This window comes from Paraburkholderia sp. CNPSo 3272, assembly GCF_024206495.1.
Taxonomy (GTDB): domain Bacteria; phylum Pseudomonadota; class Gammaproteobacteria; order Burkholderiales; family Burkholderiaceae; genus Paraburkholderia.
Window position 1 is genome coordinate 1 of the sequence record NZ_JAMBPQ010000099.1, and the last position, 1217, is coordinate 1217.

Annotated in this window: 1 protein-coding gene; it reads left to right on the plus strand. The window is 59.5% G+C overall.

Annotated features, from left to right (window positions below):
* The first annotated feature begins 196 nt into the window (after window positions 1-196).
* Window positions 197-1168 (plus strand): IS110 family transposase, encoded by a 972-nt coding sequence (locus M3I53_RS37940; RefSeq protein WP_254320813.1) that lies wholly within the window; start codon window positions 197-199, stop codon window positions 1166-1168.
* Window positions 1169-1217 lie beyond the last annotated feature (49 nt).

Sequence of the window (1217 nt, forward strand, 5' to 3'; positions counted from 1 at the left end):
GCGGTTTGAGCGGCTTTCTTTGCCTACTTGTATATTGCTTACTGCGTCTGGAAACTGATCCTTTCCTTTCGCAGGAAGCGGTAGCCCGTTTGTCCTTCAAGGGCTCGCAGCCCGAAAGAAAGCTGGTGGCGCCGCTTCCACTTACCGCTCCGAACCCGGACAGTTGACTGAGCCTCGAGCTCGTATTTCTGCAAGTATGGGTGCTGTGGTGAACCAAATCCAATCTTCTTCCGTTTCCCCCTTGTTCGTCGGCATCGATGTCAGCGGCGAGTTCCTCGACGTGGCCTGTCACGAGTCCACTGAATACTTCCGGGTCACCAATTCTCCCGAAGGTATTGCCGATCTGATCAACCGGTTGCTGCCCCTCAAACCCCAGCGGGTTGTGCTCGAAGCCACCGGCAAGCTCGAGAGAGCTGTCCTGGAAGCCTTGTGTCAGGCCGGGTTGCCCGCCGTTGCGGTCAATCCCAAATGGGTACGTGACTTCGCTAAATCCACCGGCCGGCTCGCCAAGACCGACCGCATCGATGCGCGCGTCATCGCTCACTACGGTGCTGCAGTCAAGCCCGCCGTGCGGCCTTTGAACGATGAGCAGACCCAGCAGTTGCAGGCTCTGATCCTGCGCCGGGCCCAGTTGATCGAGATGCTCACAGCCGAGCAGAATCGCCGCAAACGCGCTCACAGGGCCGCTCTGCCCAGCATCGACGAACTCATCCGATTCCTTCAGCAACGTATCAAGGACGCCGACCACGACATCGACACCTTCCTGCGTTCGAACGAACTCTGGTGCAAGACCGAAGCCTTGCTACGCTCTGCGCCCGGCATCGGCAGAGCCACAGCCGCCACGCTCATCGCCTTTCTGCCTGAACTGGGCACCCTCAGTGGGCGACAGATCGCGTCGCTGGTCGGCCTCGCCCCGTTTAACGTCGATAGCGGGAGCTACCAGGGGCAGCGCCATATCAAAGGCGGTCGCCACATCGTGCGGCGCGCTCTCTACATGGCGTGCGTCGCAGCTCAACGGGCCAATCCCCAGATCAAGGCGTTTTGCGATCAGTTACGCGCCAGAGGCAAAAAGACCAAGGTCGCATTCATCGCCGGCATGCGCAAGCTGCTCACCCAACTCAACGCCATGATGCGGGATGCCATTCCCTGGAATCCCCCCAAAGCGTGATTTCTTGGGGCTTGCCCCTTGACCTTCAATACAGTTGCTTTCTTTGCCG